The sequence below is a fragment of the Streptomyces blattellae genome, from assembly GCF_009709555.1.
In the GTDB taxonomy this organism is placed as follows: Bacteria; Actinomycetota; Actinomycetes; order Streptomycetales; family Streptomycetaceae; genus Streptomyces; species Streptomyces blattellae.
This window is the reverse complement of sequence record NZ_WJBG01000050.1, coordinates 25,612-43,678: the sequence shown is the minus strand read 5'-3', so window position 1 is coordinate 43,678 and position 18,067 is coordinate 25,612. Positions and strand designations below refer to the sequence as shown.

Sequence of the window (18,067 nt, the reverse complement as noted above, 5' to 3'; positions counted from 1 at the left end):
GTGCCGGGCCCTCCGGGAATTCCGTGCCGGGCCCTCCGGGAATTCCGTGCCGGGCCCTCCGGGGTTCCGTGTTGGGCCCGTCCGGGGTCCGTGTTGGGCCCGTCCGGGTTCCGTGTTGGGCCCGTCCGGGGTCCGTGTTGGGCCCGTCCGGGGTCCGTGTTGGGCCCGTCCGGGGTTCCGTGCCCGGCCCCGCCGGGGTTCCGTGCTGGCTCGGCCGGGGTTCCGTACCGGCCCTGCCGGGAATTCCGTGTCGGGCCCGCCCGGGAATTCCGTCAGTGCCGCAGTGTCGCCGGGCTGCCGCCGTTCGCCTCGTATCCCGCCACCGCCAGCGCGCGGTACACCGCGAACTCGGCCGCCGGGTCGGTGGAGAGGGTCCAGGGCAGGGCGCCCACGTGGCCGTCGACGTGTATGAGCTGGTTCATGGCCTCGGCCCAGCGCTCGGAGCGGACCAGGAAGAAGACCAGGAGATGGCGGACGTGGGCCAGCATCGGGTCGTCGGGGCGGGCCGCGTGGACGGCGAAGAGCGCGCCGTGGACCGCCTTCGTCACGACCTCGCTCTGGTAGAAGCCGCTGACCAGGTTCACCTCGGGGAGGTGCTCGAAGACCGCGAAGAGCGGCATCGCGGCGAGGAGCGATCCTTGCGGCGCCCGGGCCGCAGCCGCCTCCGCGAAGGACATCGCCAGCTCGCGCGAGCCGTGCCACTTCTCGCACCAGTAGTGCAGGGCGGCGAGGTGCGCCCCCATGTGGGCCGGCGCGCGGTCCAGGATCTTCAGCCAGAGCTGCTCGAACTCCGCCCGCGGGTAAGCCAGTCCACGGGCCACCGACAACTCGACGATGTACGGGACCGGGTCACCGGGAGCCAGCAGTGCGGCCGCGCCGCACGCCGCCTTCGCCTCCTCCATGATGATCCGGAACTCGTCGGTGCCGGGCGTCGACGTCCGCCACGCCTGTTGCGTCAGGAACTCCGCCTGGACCGCCGCGCCGCCCGCGTCCTTGGGGTTTTCGGCCCGCCACACCCGCAGCCACTGCCCGCCCGGCGTCTCGCCGACCCCGCCCGGCCGCTGGGCGAGCTCCAGCGACGCGGCGCCCGCGAAGGCCTGCACGCGCTGCCAGCGCCGCTCGCCCTCCGCCTCCGTGCCCGCGAGGAGCTGCGCTGCCGCCCGGTAGTCCTGAGTTCGCTGCACGAGGTCCAGGACGTCCAGCAGGTCCTGGTCGGGGCCGGGCATACGGATGTCCAGCTCCTCCTGCAACACGAACCCGTAGTCCGCGGGGTCCGCCGCGTCCGGGTGGCCCGGCGCGACCTGTTCGATCATGCCGCGCCTGCGCCGCAGGAAGGGCAGCAGCACGAAGCCGAGCAGGACCAGCGACATCAGGACCCAGAGAATCTCCATGCCTCCAGCGTTCCAGACGCCGCCGACAATTGGCCAACGTGGTTTCCGGCCCTGTGGAAAACCCCGCGATGCCCCCGCACCCGGTGCCTGCGAACGCCCGCTCACCCCGCACCCGCCCGGCGGGCCCACTACGCTCGGTGCCCATGAGCGACAGGCACATCAGTCAGCACTTCGAGACCCTCGCGATCCACGCGGGCAACACCGCCGATCCCCTCACCGGCGCGGTCGTCCCGCCGATCTACCAGGTCTCGACCTACAAGCAGGACGGCGTGGGCGGCCTGCGCGGCGGCTACGAGTACAGCCGCAGCGCCAACCCGACCAGGACCGCCCTGGAAGAGAACCTCGCCGCGCTGGAGGGCGGCCGCCGAGGCCTCGCGTTCGCGTCCGGACTGGCGGCCGAGGACTGCCTGTTGCGTACGCTGCTCAGCCCCGGCGACCACGTGGTCATCCCCGACGACGCGTACGGCGGCACGTTCCGCCTCTTCGCGAAGGTCGCCACCCGGTGGGGGGTGGAGTGGTCGGTCGCCGACACCAGCGACCCGGCCGCCGTACGAGCCGCGATCACCCCCAAGACCAAGGCCGTGTGGGTGGAGACCCCCTCCAACCCGCTGCTCGGCATCACCGACATCGCCGCCGTCGCCCAGATCGCCCACGACGCGGGCGCCCGGCTCGTCGTCGACAACACCTTCGCCACGCCCTACCTTCAGCAGCCGCTGTCCCTCGGCGCCGACGTCGTGGTGCACTCGCTGACCAAGTACATGGGCGGCCACTCGGACGTCGTAGGCGGTGCGCTGATCGTCGGTGACACCGACCTGGGGGACGAGCTGGCGTTCCACCAGAACGCGATGGGCGCGGTCGCCGGTCCCTTCGACTCCTGGCTGGTGCTGCGCGGCGCCAAGACGCTGCCGGTGCGCATGGACCGGCACAGCGAGAACGCCGCCAAGGTCGCCGAGATGCTGACCCGGCACGCGCGCGTGACGCGCGTCCTCTACCCGGGCCTGGAGGACCACCCCGGTCACGAGGTCGCCGCCAAGCAGATGCGGGCGTTCGGCGGCATGGTCTCCTTCCAGGTCGAGGGCGGGGAGGAGGCGGCCGTCGAGGTCTGCAACCGCGCCACGGTGTTCACGCTCGGCGAGTCGCTGGGCGGCGTCGAGTCGCTGATCGAGCACCCGGGCCGGATGACGCACGCGTCCGTCGCCGGCTCGGCACTGGAGGTCCCCGCCGACCTCGTACGCCTCTCCGTGGGCATCGAGAACGCCGACGACCTCCTGGACGACCTCCAGCAGGCGCTGGGCCGGTAGACCAGGTCAGACCAGGTCACCAGCCCGTGAGCGGTGGAGTCGTCTCCGACGGCGGCTCCACCCATGGGCGGGCCGTCAGGGCCCACACCAGGAAGGCCACCGACGCCGCGAACAGCAGCAGCCACAGCATCCGGCGGGCCGCTGTCCTGCGGCGCACCAGGCGGTCGCCGCGGCGCACCACATCCGCATGGAGGTCGGGCGGCACGGGCGGCGGGGTCTGCTCCAGGAGCTGCCGTACGCGCGCTTCACGATCGGGTCGGCTCATGACGGCGCCACCTTCGCCCCCACGACGGCCGGTGCCGGCCCCCGCGGCGGATGCAGCAGGGTCGTCGTGGCGCGGTTGCAGATGGCGCGGACCCGCTCCGTGGACAGGCCGAGCAGCGCCGCCGTCTGCTCCTCGGCGACCCCCTCGTACAGCCTGAGCACCAGGATCAGCCGCTCCTGCGGCGAGAGCCGGGCCAGCGGGCTGCCGGGCTGCGGGCGGGCGCGGCCGAGTCCGCCGTACCGGTGCCAGGCGTCGCGGGCGAAACGGGTGGCCAGGTACTGGCGGGTGCGGTCGTACGGGTCCTCGCCGCGCAGCCGGTTCCAGGACGCGTAGGTGTGGGCGAGGGCCAGGGTGAGCAGGCGTCGCGCGCGCGGGTTGTCGCCCGGGGCCTCCGCCGTCAGGAGCGTGGCGGCATGCAGCAGCCGCCCTGCCGCGCCCGCCACGAACGCCTCGAACTCCCGGGCCCGGCGGGCGCCCTGGGACGCCTGCCGACTGCGCACCACGCCTCCTGCCCCTGAGGTGATGACAGGGTCCGGGCCGCGTACGGCGGACGAAGCCGGGTACGACGACTGGCCCCGGTCTCATATGAGGCCAGGCGCGGCCCCACGGTCAAGACCCGGGCGGCACGCGCGCGTGCGTCGTGGTGCGGCAGCAGGTGCGTACGCGGCTCAGGAGGCCGTCGGCGGCTCGGCGCCCGGCAGGTCCTGTGCGGCCATGCGCGCGGAGAGCGCGGTGTTGAAGCGTGTGAGCAGCTCGCAGAACGCCTCACGCTCCTCCGGTGCCCAGTCGTGTGTCAGCTCGGCCATCAGCTGACGTCGCGACGAGCGCACTTCCTCCAGCCGCGACAGCCCGCGCGGGGACAACTGGAGCACCACGGCCCGCCCGTCCTCCGGATGCGAGGTGCGCTTGACGAGACCGGTGTCCACGAGCGGGGCGACCTGTCGGGTGACCGTGGACGAGTCGATCCCCATGCTCGCGGCGAGCGCCTTGACGCCCATCGGGCCTTCCTTGTCGAGGCGGTTGAGCAGCAGGTATGCGGCGCGGTCCATGGAGTTGCGCACCTGCCCGACGCCGCCGAGCCGGGTCTGTTCGGCACGGCGGGCGAACACCGCCACCTCGTGCTGCAGCGCGTCGAGAAGACCGCTGTCACCGATGGTCGTCATGTCCATCGACGTTTCAGGTGCTGTGGGCATGGCCGGGGGCTCACTTCATGAAGGGGTGCTGGGTTGGGGGACAGGGTACGCGGCCGGGAGGCGGGCCGTACCGGCGCTGCGTAAACCGGTCTCGGAGGTTGGTCACAGCGGCGTCCGGCGGCTGTGAACTGCGATGCTTGAGTCATGAGCTACAGCACGGCCGACGCCCTGCGGCCGGTCACCCTCGACGACGTACGCGGCGCCCAGAAGATGCTCACCGGCGTGGCGCGGATGACCGCGATGGAGGGCAGCAGGCACCTGACCCAGCTGGTCGGCGCTCCGGTGCACTTCAAGTGCGAGAACCTCCAGCGCACCGGGTCGTTCAAACTGCGCGGCGCGTACGTCCGTATCGCCGGACTGCTGCCGGAGGAGCGGGCCGCCGGTGTCGTCGCCGCGAGTGCGGGCAACCACGCGCAGGGTGTCGCCCTGGCGTCCTCGCTCCTCGGCGTGGGCTCGACGGTGTTCATGCCGAAGGGCGCCCCGCTGCCGAAGATCAGCGCCACCCGGGAGTACGGCGCCGAGGTGCGGCTGCACGGTCAGGTCGTCGACGAGACGCTGGCCGCCGCTCAGCGGCACGCGGCCGAGACGGGCGCGGTGTTCATCCACCCCTTCGACCACGCGGACATCATCGCGGGCCAGGGCACGGTCGGGCTGGAGATCCTGGAGCAGTGCCCCGAGGTGCGCACCATCGTCGTCGGGATCGGCGGCGGTGGGCTCGCGGCCGGTATCGCGGTCGCGGTGAAGGCGCTCCGGCCCGACGTACGGATCGTGGGTGTGCAGGCGGCGGGCGCGGCGGCGTATCCGCCCTCGCTGGCGGCCGGGCGGCCGGTGGCGGTGCAAAACCCGGTGACGATGGCCGACGGCATCAAGGTGGGGCGGCCCGGCGACGTGCCGTTCGGCATCATCGGAAATCTGGTGGACGAAGTCCGCACGGTCACCGAGGATGAACTCGCCACCGCGCTGCTGCTGTGCCTGGAGCGGGCCAAGCTGGTCGTCGAGCCGGCCGGGGCCAGCCCGGTCGCGGCGCTGCTGAGCGATCCCGGGGCCTTCGAGGGCCCGGTCGTCGCGGTGCTGTCCGGGGGGAATGTGGACCCGCTGCTGCTGCAGCGCGTGCTGCGGCACGGCATGGCGGCGCAGGGCCGCTACCTGGCCGTACGGCTGCGGTTGACGGACCGGCCGGGGGCGCTGGCGACGCTGCTGGGGGTGTTGTCAGTGGTGGACGCTAACGTCCTCGATGTGAGCCACGCACGGACCGATCCACGGCTCGGGCTCACGGAGGCGGAGGTCGAACTGCATTTGGAGACGAAGGGCACGGCGCACTGCACCGAGGTCGGCCAGGCCCTGCGTGAGGCGGGCTACACGGTCATCGACTGAGGTCGGAGCGTTCGCTCACTCGTCCGAGTCAATCCTCTTGAGAGACGCGATACATCGCGTTATGGTGTGTCTCGGGTCACTCGCCGGTGCCTGTCAGTCATCCATCAGGCCGAACAAAAGGCGTGAACCTGGTCTTCTCGAAGAACTCGAACTGACGATTTCCTGACCTGTCCCCAACGACGTGGAGAACTCACATGCCAGGCGCCATCTATGCCGAAGGCCTGGTGAAGACCTTCGGTGACGTAAGGGCACTGGACGGCGTCGACCTCGATGTCCCCGAGGGCACGGTGCTGGGCCTGCTCGGGCCGAACGGCGCGGGCAAGACGACGACCGTCCGCTGTCTGACGACCCTGCTGCGACCCGACAGCGGCTCGGCGGTCGTCGCGGGCATCGACGTGCTCAGGCACCCGGACGCCGTACGCCGCTCGATCGGCCTGTCCGGCCAGTTCGCGGCGGTCGACGAATACCTGACCGGCCGCGAGAACCTCCAGATGGTCGGCCAGCTCTACCAGATGAAGGCCCGGGCCGCGAAGGTCCGGGCCGCCGAACTGCTTGAGCAGTTCAACCTCGCGGACGCTGCCGACCGGACCGCGAAGACCTACTCCGGAGGCATGCGCCGCCGGCTCGACCTCGCGGCCGCCCTGGTCGTCTCGCCGCCCGTGATGTTCATGGACGAGCCGACGACCGGCCTCGACCCGCGCAACCGCCAGCAGCTGTGGGAGGTCATCAAGCAGCTCGTCTCCGGCGGTACGACACTGCTGCTGACCACCCAGTATCTGGAGGAGGCCGACCACCTCGCGCATGACATCGCGGTGGTCGACCACGGGCGGGTCATCGCCACCGGCACCTCCGACCAGCTCAAGGCCCGCACCGGCGGCGAGCGCGTCGAGGTGGTGGTGCACGAGCGCGAGGACATTCAGGCCGCCGTGGCGGTGCTGAGCGGCTTCGGAAAGGGCGACACCACGGTCGAGGAGCACATGCGCAAGCTCACCGTCCCCGTGACCGGTGGAGCCAAGCTGCTGGCCGAGGTGATCCGCGAGCTGGACACTCGCGGCATCGAGATCGACGACATCGGCCTGCGCCGCCCGACCCTCGACGACGTCTTCCTGTCCCTCACCGGACACGTGGCGGAGGCCGAGGACGAGGAGAACGGCGCGCAGGCGGACACCCAAGGACACCAGCGCAGCAAGGAGGCCGCTAAGTGAGCGCCGTCACCGACACCGTCCGGGTGGCACCGGCCACGAACGCGGTCAGCCAGTCCCTGCGGGACTCGATGGTCGTTGCGAAACGCAACCTGATTCGCATGTCCCGAATCCCCGAGATGATCATTTATGGGCTGATTCAGCCGATTATGTTCGTGGTGCTGTTCACGTACGTCTTCGGCGGCTCCATGCAGATCGGCGGCAGCACCAGCGCCACCGACTACAAGAACTTCCTGATGGCCGGCATCTTCGCGCAGACCGTCACATTCGCCACCGCCAGCTCCGGCGCGGGCATCGCCGACGATATGCACAAGGGCCTCATCGACCGCTTCCGCTCCCTGCCGATGGCGCGCGGCGCGGTGCTGACCGGGCGCACGCTCGCGGACCTCGTGCAGACCGCCCTGACCCTGGTCGTCCTCGCCGTGGTCGCCGTGCTGGTCGGCTGGCGCGTCGGGTCGGACGGCGACACAAACGTGGGCAAGGTACTCGCCGCCTTCGGCCTGCTGCTCCTGCTCGGCTACGCGTTCACCTGGATCGGCGCCCTGATCGGCATGTCGGTCAAAACGCCCGAGGCTGCCACGTCCAGCGGACTGATCTGGCTCTTCCCGGTCACCTTCATCTCGAACGCGTTCGTCGACACCAGCAATATGACCCCCTGGCTGCGACACGTCGCCGACTGGAACCCATTCAGCGCCACGGTCCAGGCCAGCCGTGAGTTGTTCGGCAACCCCGGGGTCTCCCCGTCGGACGCCTGGCCCATGCAGCACCCGGTGTGGGCCTCGCTGATCTACTCGGTCCTGATCATCGTCGTCTTCCGGACCCTGGCGGTGCGCAAGTACCGCTCGGCCACGGCCTGAGGCAGACGGGATGAATCCGGCCGGGCATGACGACGAACCCGTCGGGATGACGAGACCCATGACGGTGAACCCGTCGGTATGACGAGACCTCGCCGGGCAAGACGAGGCCCCCGGTGCCACAGGGCAGCCGGGGGCTCGTCGGAAATCCGGTCCTGAGGGTGATCCGGCCGGGTCAGCCGTTGTACGGCTCGGCCTTGAGGATCTTCACGGAGGCCTTCTTGCCGTTCGGCAGCTCGTACTCCGCGTCCTCGCCGACCTTGTGGCCGATCACACCGGAACCCAGCGGGGACTGCGGGGAGTACGTCTCGATGTCGGCGCTGGCGTATTCACGTGAGGCGAGCAGGAAGCTGAGCGTGTCGTCCTCGTCGCCGTCGAAGGCGATCGTCACGACCATGCCGGGCGCCACCGCACCGTCCGCCGAGGCCGGTGCCTCGCCGACCTTGGCGTTCTCCAGGAGCTGGGTCAGCTGGCGCACGCGGAGCTCCTGCTTGCCCTGCTCCTCCTTGGCCGCGTGGTACCCGCCGTTCTCACGCAGGTCGCCCTCCTCGCGCGCGGCCGCGATCTTGGCGGCGATCTCCGTGCGCGCAGGACCAGACAGGTACTCCAGCTCTGCCTTGAGCTGGTTGTACGCCTCCTGGGTCAGCCAGGTGACGTTCTCGCTGGTCTGGGTCACAGGTGCTCCTCGTCGGTACTGGGAATACAAAGCATCGCCCTACCCAGAAGAATGTTCCTTCACGGATGGGCGAAACCACGAGCCTAACAATTCAGCGGCGGAAGGGGGAGGACATAAGCCATCAGATTCACGTCAACGCAGGTCAGCCGCTACGTATTCCGGCTGACGTCAGTCGGCGTGGCAGCCCAGCAGCTCCGCCGTGGTGCCCGGCGAGGTGGTGCGGAGCGTGACGACCTTGTCGATGCGTGTGGCGTCCCCGTCGAAGTGGAAGTCCTTCCGGCCGACCTCGGCGCCGTTCTCCGCCTGGGAGCGCACCGTGCAGTAGCCGCTGGCGCCGGCGTCCTTGCGGACCTCCAGATGCACCTGCACCGTGTTCTTCGTGTGCTCGAACTCGATCACTTCAGCGCTGATCTTGTTCTGGCCGATGTAGTAGTAGGCGAAATACCCGATCACGGCGACCAGCACCGCCCCGAGCACGATGGCGGCGATCCTCAGCCTGCTGTCGGCACGCTCGTCCGAGGAGCGGCCGTAACGGCCCTCGGGCAGCCGCGTGCTCGCCGTACTCATGATCGTCCTCTCCGGCAGGGGACGGGACAAGAGTCCCGCACGGGGCGCCGGGACAGGGCCCCGGAATTTTTCGCCCCCCGATTCGGTCACTATAGAAGCCGCCGATCGCGCCTCACACACAGGGCGCCGACATGACTTGAGGATTGAGTCTTGACTGACCAGTTGCGACTGATGGCCGTCCACGCCCACCCCGACGACGAGTCGAGCAAGGGCGCGGCCACCATGGCGAAGTACGTGTCCGAGGGGGTGGACGTGCTGGTCGTGACCTGCACGGGCGGGGAGCGCGGCTCCATCCTCAATCCGAAGCTCCAGGGGGACAAGTACATCGAGGAGCACATCCACGAGGTACGCAAGAAGGAGATGGACGAGGCCCGCGAGATCCTCGGCGTGAAGCAGGAGTGGCTCGGCTTCGTCGACTCCGGCCTGCCCGAGGGCGACCCGCTGCCGCCCCTCCCCGAGGGCTGCTTCGCCCTGGAGGACGTCGACAAGGCGGCCGGTGAGCTGGTGAAGCAGATCCGTCGCTTCCGTCCGCAGGTCATCACGACGTACGACGAGAACGGCGGCTATCCGCACCCCGACCACATCATGACCTACAAGATCTCGATGGTGGCGTTCGAGGATGCGGCGGACACCGAGAAGTACCCGGAGCAGGAGTTCGGACCGGCGTACCAGCCGCTGAAGCTCTACTACAACCAGGGCTTCAACCGCCCCCGCACCGAGGCCCTGCACCAGGCCATGCTCGACCGCGGCATGGAGTCCCCATACGGGGACTGGCTCAAGCGCTGGGACGAGTTCGGTATGAAGCAGCGCACGATCACCACGCACGTCCCGTGCGGCGACTTCTTCGAGATCCGTGACAAGGCGCTGATCGCGCACGCCACGCAGATCGATCCCGACGGCGGCTGGTTCAAGGTGCCGCTGGAGTTCCAGAAGGAGGTCTGGCCGACGGAGGAGTACGAGCTGGCGAAGTCCCTCGTCGATACCTCCCTCCCCGAGGACGACCTCTTCGCGGGCATCCGCGACAATGCCTGACATGAGCGCAAGCGCAAGCCTGGCAATGACACAGCTCGCCACCTTCGCCGCCCAGGAGGTGGACGAGGACAGGGTCACACCCGGCGTCCTCGGGTTCATCGTCTTCGCGGCGATGGCGGTGGCGGTGTGGGCCCTGATGAAGTCCATGAACCGCCACATGGGCAAGGTCGACTTCAAGGAGTCGGAGGAGGCGGGGGCCCCGGGGGCCTCCCCGGAGAGCGCCGCCTCCTCGGGGTCCAAGGCCAAGCAGCAGGGCTGAGGTCACGAGCGGGGAGGGCTCCGCTGGAGTGGCGCCCCACGAGGGCACGCCCTGGCGGGGCGCCTTACTGGGGCGCTGCCACGGACACCCCCATCACCTCCCGCGCGTGCCTGCCCGGCACCATGCCCAGCCGCCAGGCCTGCCAGCCCGCTTCGAGGTTCACACCCCGCTCCAGCAGCAGGGCGTACGCCTCGACGTAGTCGTCGAGCTTCTCGTCCCGCGCGGTATGCCCCGACCGCGACAACTGCGCCAGCTCCTCCTGAGCCACCGCGGTGCCGATCTCGACACCCCCTGGGGCGGCGTACGGCAGCAGCGTGCAGCGCAGGAAGCGGGCCCAGTCCTCGCCGCGGCGGTCGCCGTACGACGTGAACAGACCCGCCGCCTCGTCGCACAGGGCCAGCGCCTGCTGGGTACGGGTGTTGCCCGCGTCCACCACCGCCAGCTCCAGGCAGGTCCACGCCTCCCCGTGTGCCACGCCGATGCGCTGGAAGTCGGCGCGGGCGTCCACCAGCAGCTGACGGGCGAACCCCGAGTTCCTGAGCGACCCGGTCTGCGCGGCCCGCTGATCCCGGGTGGCCCGCGCCGAGTGGTGCCGGGCGCAGGCGAGCCCGTACACGTCCCGCATCCGGGAGAACATCGTCCGGGAGCGCTCCAGTTCGCGGACCGCGAGGTCCAGGTTGCCGGTCTCCTCCAGGGCCTGGCCGAGGTAGTACACCGACCAGGCCTCGCCCCGGGCGTCCTCGTTGTCCCGGTGCCGGGCCGCCGCCTGGCGGAGACGGTCCACCGCCTGCGACGGGTCGCCGGCGACGAGACGGGCGCGGGCCAGCTGGGTCAGGGCCCAGGCCTCGCCGCGGGCGTCGCGGGTGCGGCCGTAGAGATCCAGGGCCGTGCGCAGTTCCGACTCCGCGCGCGGTACGTCGCCCATGCGCAGCGCCAGCTGGCCGAGCTGGAAGTGGGCCCACGCCTCGCCGTGCACCGACTCGCCGGCGCGGTGCAGGACGAGGGATTCGTTCAGCAGCTCCATGGCCTGGGACAGATGTGCCCGGTCCCGTTCCACCGCCGCCAGCGCGTGCATCGTCCACGCCCGGTCCGTCGCCAGTTCGGGAGAGGCCTGGAGATCCAGGGCCTCCTGGAGCTTGGCCGCGGCCTCGATGAGGTTGCCCTGGTGGTGCAGGGTGATGCCCAGGGAGCACAGGGCGCGGGCCGCGCCCGCGTCGTGATGCGCCTCCATGTACAGGTCGACGACTGAGGCGAGGGTGGTGCGCGCCTTGTCGAGTTCGCCCAGATGACGGGCCGCGATACCCGTACGCCACTGCACCGAGCGGACCAGCAGGCCCTGGTCGACAGCCTGTGCCAGCTCGCTGATCTCGCCCAGGCGGTAGAGGTCGCCGCGCAGCAGGCAGTAGTCGCACAGGGCGCCCAGCAGATTGAGCACCGCGGCCTGGTTGACGCCCTCCGCGTGCCGCAGCGCCGCCGTGATGAAGCTCGACTCGTCGTCCAGCCAGCGCAGCGCCTCGTCGAGGGAGGTGAAACCGTGCGGGCTGAAACGGTCCGAGCGGGTCGACATGTTGCCGTCGACCAGGCGCAGCACCGAGTCGGCGAGGTCGGCGTAGTTCGCGATCAGCCGTTCCTGTGCCGCCGTGCGCTCCGCGGGTTCCTCCTCGTCCAGGAGCCGGGCATGGGCGAAGGCGCGGACCAGGTCGTGCAGGCGGTAGCGGTTGCCGCGTACATGGTCGATGAGGCCCGCGTCGGAGAGCGTGACCAGGTGCCGGGTCGCCTCCGCCTCGTCCGTGGCCAGCAGCGCCGCGGCCGCCGCCGCGCCCAGCGAGGCCCGGCCCGCCAGCGCCAGCCGGCGCAGCAGCCGGCGTGCCGTCTCGGGCTGGTCGGTGTAGCGCAGCCACAGCACGCGCTCGACCGGTTCCACCGGGCCGTACGCCCCCAGGTCCGCCGCCAGCCGGCGCGGTGAGCGCGGGCCGAGCGAGGAGCCCGCGATCCGCAGCGCGAGCGGCAGCCCGCCGCACAACTCCCGGACTTCGTCGGTGGCTTCGGCGTCGTACGGACCCGACGCGTCCTGCGCCGTCGCGCCCAGCAATTCCTCCGCGCCCGCCGCGTCCAGCGCCTCCACCGGCAGCTGATGCACCCAGGCCGGAAGGTCCGCGGGCAGGTCGAGGGAGGTGCGGGCGGTGACCAGGACCAGGCTGTCGGAGCGTTCCGGGACCAGCGTGCGGACCTGTTCGGCGTCCGAGGCGTCATCGAGTACGACGGTGACGGGCAGGCCCGTCAGATGCTGGTGGTACAGCTCGGTCAGCCGCTTGAGGTGCTGGTCGGCTGAGGAGCGCTCGCGGAACAGCAGCTGCTCGCGCGGGGCGCCGAGACGATTGAGGAGGTGCAGCAGGGCGTCCCGGGTGGACAGCGGGGGCTCCTCCCGGCTGTCGCCCCGCAGATCCACCACGCACGCCCCGCGGAACTGGTCCTTCAGGTCGTGTGCCGCGCGGATGGCGAGGGCGGTGCGGCCGCTGCCGGGCGTCCCGTACAGCACGACCACCGTCGGCCGGGTCTGCGTACTCGCGCGAGCCGCCTGCACCCACTGCCGGATCCGCGCCATCTCCGCCCGCCGCCCGGCGAACGGGCCCTCCGGCTCCGGCAGTTGACCGAAGGACTGCTCCAGCACGCTCCGCCCGCGCGCCGCCGCGCTCTTGTCCGTGCCGCGCAGCTGCGGCCCCTTCTTCTTCGGGCCCGTGGACGCGGTGATCACCCGCTGCTGATCGAGCCACGGGCGGATACCGCGCACCTCCAGCGCCGTCAGCCACTGCAGCCGCAGCTGCTCGGGCCCGCCGGGCTGAGCGACCTCACCGGCGCGACGATGGGCGGCGGGCAGATGCGACCCGGCGACCTTCACGACGGTGGCCGCCGCGCCGACGACCCCCACGGCCACGCCCGCGCCCACCGCGGTCCCCGTGTCGGTGCCGAGCGCCAGGTCGGCCACCGCGGCGGCGACCGCGGCGACCCCGGCCACCATCAGCGGCGTACCGCCGCCCTCCCGCGCGTACCGCTGGCCGAACCCGATCTGCCCGGCCTCCGCCTCGTCCAGCGCACGCGTATAGGCCTCGTACTCCTCCGCGGCCTTCTGCGCCATGGCATCCAGCGCCGCACGCGCCCGCGTCAGCAGCACCTGACCATCGGTACGACCACCCGACCGCCGTACCTCTTCCTCCACGGCCCTGGCCAACAGCCGCTCGGCTTCCGCCCGATGGCTGTCCCGCATGTCATGTCCCCCTCCGACAGCAATGGTTCGTGACCAAGTGTGCTGCGGACCGGGCTCCCTGGGGAGGGGGCCGGGAGATCAAGCTCAGGTTGTGTGCTGTCCGGCGTTCCCCGGGTACTGCGGCAGGATGGAGGTATGCCCAACCGACTGGCCCAAGAGACGTCCCCCTACCTCCTCCAGCACGCCGAGAACCCCGTCGACTGGCGGCCCTGGTCGGCCGAGGCCTTCGACGAGGCCAGGAAGAGCGGCAAACCGGTCCTGCTGAGTGTCGGCTACAGCAGCTGCCACTGGTGCCATGTCATGGCGCACGAGTCCTTCGAGGACCAGACCACCGCCGACTATCTCAATGCCCATTTCGTCAACATCAAGGTCGACCGCGAGGAACGCCCCGACGTGGACGCCGTCTACATGGAGGCGGTCCAGGCGGCCACGGGGCAGGGCGGGTGGCCCATGACCGTGTTTCTCACGCCGGATGCGGAGCCGTTCTACTTCGGAACCTACTTCCCGCCGGCGCCGCGGCACGGGATGCCGTCGTTCCGGCAGGTGCTGGAGGGGGTGCGCGGCGCGTGGGCGGACCGGCGGGAGGAGGTGGCCGAGGTCGCGGGGAAGATCGTGCGGGATCTCGCCGGGCGGGAGATTTCCTACGGCGGCCCTGAGGCGCCGGGGGAGGAGGAGCTCGCGCAGGCGCTGCTCGGGCTGACGCGGGAGTACGACGCCGGGCGCGGCGGGTTCGGCGGTGCGCCGAAGTTTCCGCCCTCCATGGTCATCGAGTTCCTGCTGCGGCATTCGGCCCGCACCGGGTCGGAGGGCGCGCTGCAGATGGCCGCCGACACCTGCGAGCGGATGGCCCGGGGCGGGATCTATGACCAGCTCGGCGGGGGCTTCGCCCGGTACTCCGTGGACCGTGAGTGGGTCGTGCCCCACTTCGAGAAAGTGGCTGCCTAAGGTCCATCACTTCCGTACCATTTCCCCTGAGAACAGAGGGGGTTGTGGTGCGCGAGGATCACGCGACGCTCGTCGGGTTGGGGCTCGGCCCTGAGGAACTGGAGACCCTGGGATTGGACAAGCCTGCTACGGCGGAACCGTCCGGCCTCATGGATGCCTACCTGCGGCGGAGTAACAAAAAGGAAGACCTGGCCACGCTGCGGGGGCATCTGCGAGACGTGGTGCGCTGGGCGCAGGCGAACGGGCTTCAGATCCGGCACGTCTGGTTTGAACAACTCTCGGCCTCCAAGACCTACGTGCGGCGCAGGGAGTTCGAGAAGGCCACACAAGCGATCATGGACGGCAAGTCCAAGACGCTCGGCGTGTGGAAGACGGACCGCTTCGACCGGCGCGGCATGGGGGCGGTGGGCCGGATGCTCGACGAGTTCGACCGTCGGCAATCGCGGCTCGTTTCCGTTTCCGAGGGGCTGGACTCATCACAGGGCGGCCGCATGGTCTTCGCGATCCTGAGCGAACGCGCCAGGGAGGAAGCGAAGGACATAGCGAAGCGCGTGAAGATCGGCCATGACTCGCACAAGGCGGAAGGTCGAAGAGGAACGGGCAGGCCACCGTTCGGGCTCTACAGCGCCCCTGGAAGCGGCAAGGTCGAACCCCATCCCGACGAGTACGGCACAGCTCGCAGGCTGGCGGATCTCTTGCTCGACAAGAAGACGACCAAGGACACGGCCCACCAACTCAATGAGGAGGGGTACCGGACCCGGAGCGGTGCCACCTGGTCGCCCACGGCGGTGAGCAAGCTGGCTCAGTCCCCTCTCTTCGCGGGCATGGTCCCGGTCCGGCGGCGCAAGACGGACGAGCACGGCAACCCCTTGGACAGTTGGGAAGGGTACGGCGAGCCCCTGCGCAACGAGAAGGGCGAAGTCGTCATGTGTGGCAAGGGGGTTGTGACGCCCGGCGAGTGGTTCAAGATCAAGGCCCTCATCGCAGAACGGACCGATGACCGGTGGGCGAAGGGGAAGCCGGAAGCGAAGTACCTGGGGACGGGAAGCTACCGATGCGGGCGGCTGCGGGACAAGAAGGGCACGGGCGAGCTTGAACCGTGTGGCGGCTCGATGAGCCATCGTGGCGGACGCTACCGGTGCGAGGTCCGGCAGACGCGGGGCAAGTCGATCTGCGAGGGAGTGGTGACACTCGCCGACCGCATCGACCACGCGGTCGGACAGGCTTGGATCCACCACATCACAGCCCTTGAGCCCGGTGACCCGGTGGTCATCGAGATAGCCCGCCGGTGGCTCGCCTTCGCGGACCCCGAAACGCAGGCGAAGAAGGACGAGGCCCAGAAGGCCCTTGAGGCGGCCCAGCGTCGCGTGAAGAAGCTCGAAGACGACTTCTACGTGTACGGGAAGATGGACGAAGAGCGCTTCGAGGAACTGAGCGAAGGGCAGCGCGCCGTCATCGAGAGCACCACCGCGACGCTTGAGGCGTTGGACGCGGAGGCAGACCTATCGCCGCTTACCCAGGTTGCCACCCTGCGTGAGGCATGGGACGCGGCGGACATGGCGGACAAGCGGATGCTCCTGAAGTGCGCCCTTGGAAAGAAGGGCATCACGGTCAAGCCCGCCGCACGGCAGGGGGATCACACCCCGATCTTGGAACGGCTTGAGTTCGACTGGCTTTCGAAGAAGGACACAGCGACCGAGAAGTGAGTTCGGAGCAAGGCTGGGCCTTCGGGCCCGGCCATGCTCTCTTCTCCGGTAGGCAATCTGCTCACCAGTCTCCGAGTGAGGGCGTCTACGCCTCTCAAGACCCGGTTAGGAGGGTGTCAGGTGTCGCGAGCGAAGAGCCCAGCCCAGCGAACGGCAACCCGAACGGAGCGGCTACTCCGGACCCTGCCCCCGTGGTCTACGAGGGGCGTGCCCCTCGCGGCACATTCCGGCCGTCATGGGCATGGTCTGCTGTCCAGGGCACCTCCGACCCCTGCCCCCGACGGCTGCCCGCGCTGGGTGGTCGTCGGGGGCTTTCCCTGTTGGCCGAACAGGCGGTCTTGACCGGCTCGCCCTGGCGGCTGAAGGTCAAGCAATCGGCCGCAATCGGATCGACACAGGGAGAGGGCAGGCATGAAGCTCAGGTTCCTCGGGATCATCCCGAACACGCCCGTGGACGACTCGCCGACCATTTGGTTGGACGAGGAGACGGGAGACTTGCTGATCCAGTCCTACAGGGCCACCGAGGATGAGGTGAAGGCGTGTCAGGAGATCGGCTCCATCCCCGGTCACAGCACGGACGTGCCGGATCACGAGACGATCATTCGGCTCCCCGCCGTGATGCTGAAGTACATCCCGCGACCGGAGGACGGCAACGGTGAAGTACCCCGTACGTGAAGGGATCTCCAAGGCGCGGCACTCGGCCGTACACCTGGAGATGCGCGACAGCTACACGCCGGACGATCCGGAGTTTGACCGCTGGCGTGATGGCCACAGGTACAACAGCGACCCGGCCAAGCTGCCGGACTGGTGGGGCACCTGGCGTGACCTAGTGCAGGAGACGACAGCGCGCGGGGTCGTCATGCGGCGGGCCCGGATCGTTTCGGAGCCGGTCACGGACTACATCAGGTATGAGCACGACATGACGTTCGCCAATGTCGCGGCGGGGGAGCTGGTTCGCTGGCTCCCTCGGCGTCGGGCCGCTGACATCCCCTTGCCGGGTACTGACCTTTGGATGTTCGACAGCGAGGCCGTGTTGTTCACGTACTTCTCTGGCGTCGGGGAAGTCGTTGACCGGGAGTGGCGGACAGAACCGGAAGTCGTTCAACTTGTCGCGTCTGCCTTCGAGATGGTGTGGGAGCGGGCAACGCCCCACGGGGAGTACAAGCCGGTCCACTGAGTCATGCCTCAATCAGCATCATCTAGTGTCCAGCAAGCCCGGCAACTCCTTGCCGACCGCCTACGCGAGTTGGTCAAGGATGCCGGGCTTGACGGCAAAGACCTGGCCGCGCTGTGCGGCTGGCACCCGTCCAAGGTGTCTCGGATCTCGACAGCCAAGATGCAGCCCAGCGAGGACGACATTCGCGTGTGGTGCGCAGCTTGCGGCGCTCAGGACCAGACGGAGGACCTGATTGCCTCTCTACGGGCCGTTGAGGGCATGTGGGTCTCCTGGCGTCGGATGGAGCGCGCCGGCCTACGACGGGCGCAAGAGTCCGTGCGGCCACTGTTCGAGCGCACCCGTTGGTTTCGGGCCTACTCCTCCTGGCTCGTGCCCGGCCTGATCCAGACGTATGGCTACACCGAAGCTGTCTTGCGTGCTGTCCAGCGACGCCGGGTGCCAGTCGATGATGTGGCCGACGCTGTGGCCGTCCGCATGGAACGACAGCGAGTGCTCACCGAGGGGCAACGCCGGTTCGCGTTCCTGGTGGAGGAGTCCGTGTTGAGGAACGGCTACGGCGACGCCGACACCCAAGCGGAACAGCTAGAGCGCCTGCGCTCCCTCGCTGAGGGCGAGTTGCCCAACGTGACCTTGGGTGTGGTCCCGGCGCGGCTTGAGCGGGCACGTATGCCCGTTGAAGGGTTCTGGATCTACGACAAGGCGCAAGTGAGCGTTGAGCTTGTGTCTGGCTACCTCACGATCACTCAGCCCAGTGAGGTGAAGGCGTACGCCGACACGTTCGCCACGCTGGCCGACATGGCCGCTTACGGCGACAAGGCCCGTGCGCTGCTGGCCAAGGCGCGTGACTCCCTCGCGTAGTT

At 69.7% G+C, this 18,067-nt stretch carries 17 protein-coding genes and 1 pseudogene; 11 read left to right on the top strand and 7 right to left on the bottom strand.

Features of this window, described 5'->3' with window-relative positions; genetic code table 11:
- Nucleotides 1-272: 272 nt before the first annotated feature.
- Nucleotides 273-1,391: a hypothetical protein gene (locus GFH49_RS01155; RefSeq protein WP_155053833.1), complete on the bottom strand. Its 1,119-nt coding sequence runs from the start codon at nt 1,389-1,391 to the stop codon at nt 273-275.
- Between the two features lie 143 nt (nt 1,392-1,534).
- On the opposite strand from GFH49_RS01155, the gene GFH49_RS01150 reads away from it, so the two are divergent.
- Entirely contained in the window at nt 1,535-2,692 is a 1,158-nt protein-coding gene (locus GFH49_RS01150; RefSeq protein WP_155053832.1) for a cystathionine gamma-synthase, read from the top strand.
- A gap of 16 nt (nt 2,693-2,708) precedes the next feature.
- On the opposite strand, the gene GFH49_RS01145 is transcribed toward GFH49_RS01150, so the two are convergent.
- The 3 genes from GFH49_RS01145 to GFH49_RS01135 all read right to left on the bottom strand — a co-directional run bounded on the left by GFH49_RS01145 (nt 2,709) and on the right by GFH49_RS01135 (nt 4,150).
- On the bottom strand, nt 2,709-2,957 hold the full coding sequence (locus tag GFH49_RS01145) for a hypothetical protein (RefSeq protein WP_155053831.1): 249 nt from the start codon (nt 2,955-2,957) through the stop codon (nt 2,709-2,711).
- Nucleotides 2,954-3,457, bottom strand: coding sequence for a sigma factor-like helix-turn-helix DNA-binding protein (locus tag GFH49_RS01140; RefSeq protein WP_155053830.1), 504 nt, complete (start codon nt 3,455-3,457; stop codon nt 2,954-2,956). The genes GFH49_RS01145 and GFH49_RS01140 overlap by 4 nt, the downstream gene beginning before the upstream one ends.
- A gap of 168 nt (nt 3,458-3,625) precedes the next feature.
- Complete coding sequence (locus GFH49_RS01135; protein WP_155053829.1) at nt 3,626-4,150, bottom strand: MarR family winged helix-turn-helix transcriptional regulator; 525 nt, start codon at nt 4,148-4,150, stop codon at nt 3,626-3,628.
- Nucleotides 4,151-4,294: 144 nt separating this feature from the next.
- Between GFH49_RS01135 and ilvA the strand changes: the two genes are divergently transcribed.
- The 3 genes from ilvA to GFH49_RS01120 all read left to right on the top strand — a co-directional run bounded on the left by ilvA (nt 4,295) and on the right by GFH49_RS01120 (nt 7,583).
- Nucleotides 4,295-5,524: a threonine ammonia-lyase gene (gene ilvA, locus GFH49_RS01130; protein ID WP_155053828.1), complete on the top strand. Its 1,230-nt coding sequence runs from the start codon at nt 4,295-4,297 to the stop codon at nt 5,522-5,524.
- A 194-nt stretch (nt 5,525-5,718) separates the two neighbouring features.
- A complete protein-coding gene (locus tag GFH49_RS01125) occupies nt 5,719-6,729 on the top strand; it encodes an efflux ABC transporter ATPase subunit, DrrA-related (RefSeq protein WP_155053827.1) in 1,011 nt (336 codons plus the stop codon).
- Nucleotides 6,726-7,583, top strand: coding sequence for an ABC transporter permease (locus GFH49_RS01120; protein WP_155053826.1), 858 nt, complete (start codon nt 6,726-6,728; stop codon nt 7,581-7,583). Before GFH49_RS01125 ends, GFH49_RS01120 begins: the two co-directional genes overlap by 4 nt.
- 172 nt (nt 7,584-7,755) lie before the next feature.
- On the opposite strand, the gene greA is transcribed toward GFH49_RS01120, so the two are convergent.
- Both greA and GFH49_RS01110 read right to left on the bottom strand, forming a co-directional pair.
- Nucleotides 7,756-8,256 (bottom strand): transcription elongation factor GreA, encoded by a 501-nt coding sequence (gene greA, locus GFH49_RS01115; protein ID WP_155053825.1) that lies wholly within the window; start codon nt 8,254-8,256, stop codon nt 7,756-7,758.
- 168 nt (nt 8,257-8,424) lie between these two features.
- A complete protein-coding gene (locus GFH49_RS01110) occupies nt 8,425-8,823 on the bottom strand; it encodes a DUF4307 domain-containing protein (RefSeq protein ID WP_155053824.1) in 399 nt (132 codons plus the stop codon).
- Between the two features lie 171 nt (nt 8,824-8,994).
- Here GFH49_RS01110 and mca point away from each other — a divergent pair, with 171 nt between their 5' ends.
- Both mca and GFH49_RS01100 read left to right on the top strand, forming a co-directional pair.
- On the top strand, nt 8,995-9,855 hold the full coding sequence (gene mca, locus GFH49_RS01105; RefSeq protein ID WP_196217818.1) for a mycothiol conjugate amidase Mca: 861 nt from the start codon (nt 8,995-8,997) through the stop codon (nt 9,853-9,855).
- Nucleotides 9,848-10,114, top strand: coding sequence for a hypothetical protein (locus GFH49_RS01100; RefSeq protein ID WP_196217815.1), 267 nt, complete (start codon nt 9,848-9,850; stop codon nt 10,112-10,114). The genes mca and GFH49_RS01100 overlap by 8 nt, the downstream gene beginning before the upstream one ends.
- Nucleotides 10,115-10,178: 64 nt before the next feature.
- On the opposite strand, the gene GFH49_RS01095 is transcribed toward GFH49_RS01100, so the two are convergent.
- Entirely contained in the window at nt 10,179-13,379 is a 3,201-nt protein-coding gene (locus tag GFH49_RS01095; protein ID WP_155053821.1) for an ATP-binding protein, read from the bottom strand.
- A 135-nt stretch (nt 13,380-13,514) separates the two neighbouring features.
- Here GFH49_RS01095 and GFH49_RS01090 point away from each other — a divergent pair.
- From GFH49_RS01090 to GFH49_RS01070, 5 genes and pseudogenes are all read left to right on the top strand, one after another.
- Nucleotides 13,515-14,315 (top strand): annotated as a pseudogene (locus GFH49_RS01090) (thioredoxin domain-containing protein); the annotation flags it as partial.
- Nucleotides 14,316-14,368: 53 nt separating this feature from the next.
- Nucleotides 14,369-16,030, top strand: a complete 1,662-nt coding sequence (locus tag GFH49_RS01085) for a recombinase family protein (RefSeq protein WP_155053820.1) — start codon at nt 14,369-14,371, stop codon at nt 16,028-16,030.
- A 411-nt stretch (nt 16,031-16,441) separates the two neighbouring features.
- Nucleotides 16,442-16,705, top strand: coding sequence for a hypothetical protein (locus GFH49_RS01080; RefSeq protein ID WP_155053819.1), 264 nt, complete (start codon nt 16,442-16,444; stop codon nt 16,703-16,705).
- The gene (locus GFH49_RS01075; protein WP_155053818.1) at nt 16,686-17,207 is read left to right on the top strand and encodes a DUF6879 family protein; all 522 of its coding nucleotides are present in this window, start codon (nt 16,686-16,688) and stop codon (nt 17,205-17,207) included. Before GFH49_RS01080 ends, GFH49_RS01075 begins: the two co-directional genes overlap by 20 nt.
- A gap of 3 nt (nt 17,208-17,210) precedes the next feature.
- The gene (locus GFH49_RS01070) at nt 17,211-18,065 is read left to right on the top strand and encodes a helix-turn-helix domain-containing protein (protein WP_155053817.1); all 855 of its coding nucleotides are present in this window, start codon (nt 17,211-17,213) and stop codon (nt 18,063-18,065) included.
- Nucleotides 18,066-18,067: the final 2 nt, after the last annotated feature.

Bases quoted from the DNA above. Each gene is read 5' to 3' on its own strand.
- ilvA (WP_155053828.1), top strand. From the start codon at position 4,295: ATGAGCTACAGCACGGCCGACGCCCTGCGGCCGGTCACCCTCGACGAC.
- GFH49_RS01110 (WP_155053824.1), bottom strand. From the start codon at position 8,823: ATGAGTACGGCGAGCACGCGGCTGCCCGAGGGCCGTTACGGCCGCTCC.
- GFH49_RS01145 (WP_155053831.1), bottom strand. From the start codon at position 2,957: ATGAGCCGACCCGATCGTGAAGCGCGCGTACGGCAGCTCCTGGAGCAG.
- GFH49_RS01100 (WP_196217815.1), top strand. From the start codon at position 9,848: ATGCCTGACATGAGCGCAAGCGCAAGCCTGGCAATGACACAGCTCGCC.
- GFH49_RS01125 (WP_155053827.1), top strand. From the start codon at position 5,719: ATGCCAGGCGCCATCTATGCCGAAGGCCTGGTGAAGACCTTCGGTGAC.
- mca (WP_196217818.1), top strand. From the start codon at position 8,995: ATGGCCGTCCACGCCCACCCCGACGACGAGTCGAGCAAGGGCGCGGCC.
- GFH49_RS01135 (WP_155053829.1), bottom strand. From the start codon at position 4,150: ATGCCCACAGCACCTGAAACGTCGATGGACATGACGACCATCGGTGAC.
- GFH49_RS01080 (WP_155053819.1), top strand. From the start codon at position 16,442: ATGAAGCTCAGGTTCCTCGGGATCATCCCGAACACGCCCGTGGACGAC.
- GFH49_RS01155 (WP_155053833.1), bottom strand. From the start codon at position 1,391: ATGGAGATTCTCTGGGTCCTGATGTCGCTGGTCCTGCTCGGCTTCGTG.
- GFH49_RS01095 (WP_155053821.1), bottom strand. From the start codon at position 13,379: ATGCGGGACAGCCATCGGGCGGAAGCCGAGCGGCTGTTGGCCAGGGCC.
- GFH49_RS01070 (WP_155053817.1), top strand. From the start codon at position 17,211: ATGCCTCAATCAGCATCATCTAGTGTCCAGCAAGCCCGGCAACTCCTT.
- GFH49_RS01150 (WP_155053832.1), top strand. From the start codon at position 1,535: ATGAGCGACAGGCACATCAGTCAGCACTTCGAGACCCTCGCGATCCAC.